Below are 1,344 nucleotides of genomic sequence, written 5' to 3' on the forward strand. Positions count from 1 at the left end.
CGTGCAGCTTGAAGCGGATGACGAGCAGCAGCAGCAGCGCGACCGCGGCGGCGGCGATGAGGACGCCGGCGCCCTGGGCGGGGCCCGTCTCGCCGGGGAGGCGGTCGGCGGTGCTGCGGAGCAGGCCCTTGACCTGGTCCGGGGTGAGGCGGGGCTCGGCCTGCAGGAGCAGGGCGACGGCGCCGGAGACGACCGCGGCCGACTGCGAGGTGCCGGTGCCGCGGAAGAAGCGGCCGCTGCGGTCGCCCGCGACCCGGCCCTCGGGGTGCTCGGTGTCGGCGAGCGAGCCCGGCACGCGGAGGCTGACGACGGACTTGCCGGGCGCGAGCAGGTCGGGGCGGCGGGCGTCGGTGCCGCTGTTGGTCCAGGCGCCGGTGCGCCAGCGGGCCGGGTCGGAGCTGCCGCGGTGGTCGGAGGAGCCGACGGCGATGACGAAGGGGTCGGCGGCGGGCATGGTCAGCGGCACCGGGCCGGCCTCGCCGTCGTTGCCCGCGGCGACGACGACGACGACGCCGGCGTGCCAGGCGCTCTCGACGGCGTGGGCCAGCGGGTCCAGCTGGTACGGCTGCACCGAGGCGGTCCCGTAGGACAGGTTGACGACGCGGATGCCGTGGCGGGCGCGGTTGGCGACGACCCAGTCCAGGGCGGCGACGACCTGCGAGACGTCGACGCCACCGTCGCCGGCGCCGACCTTGACGTCGACCACGCGGGCGCCGGGGGCGATGCCGGCGTGGTTGCGGACGTCGTGCTCCTTGCCGGTGCGCAGGCCGCTGTCTCGCCCGGCGACGATGCCGGCCATGTGCGTGCCGTGGCCCATGCCGTCGGTGCCGCGGGTGCCGGGGGCCTGGGAGTCGAAGGACAGGTCGGGGCCGCGGACCACGGTGCCGGGGACGGTGAGGCCCTCGACGGGGGCGACGCCGGTGTCGATGAGGGCGACGCCGACGCCGACGCCGGTGAGGGTGCGACGGGGGTCGGCGGGGTCGGGAACGGCCCAGACGTCGTCGGCGCCGACCTGCTCGGCCACCGACCACAGGGAGCCGCGGTCCAGGCGGGACAGCCACGAGCCGCCGAGGCTGGCGCGCCGGCCCTCGCCGGTGCTGTCGTCGCCCCAGGCGGCGTCCAGCGGGACCAGCGTGCTGTCGGCGGTGACGTCGAGCACGCCCGGCGCGGCGCGCAGGGCGCCGACGGCACCGGCGGGGACGTCGGCGCGCACGCCGTCCAGGACCGCGAGCTCGGTGCCGACGGTGCCGCCGGCGGCCTCGACCGCGGAGACGACCTGGGCCAGCGCGCCGGGCTCGCCCTCGACGAGGACGGGCACCGTGCGGGCACCTGCCAAGTCGGAGG

Annotated in this window: 1 protein-coding gene; it reads right to left on the reverse strand. The window is 78.1% G+C overall.

The window, feature by feature from the left end:
- A partial coding sequence (locus tag WCS02_RS20375) for a S8 family serine peptidase (RefSeq protein ID WP_340296144.1) occupies positions 1 to 1,344 on the reverse strand: 1,344 nt, incomplete at both ends.

It is taken from the genome of Aquipuribacter hungaricus (assembly GCF_037860755.1).
Classification (GTDB): Bacteria; Actinomycetota; Actinomycetes; order Actinomycetales; family JBBAYJ01; genus Aquipuribacter; species Aquipuribacter hungaricus.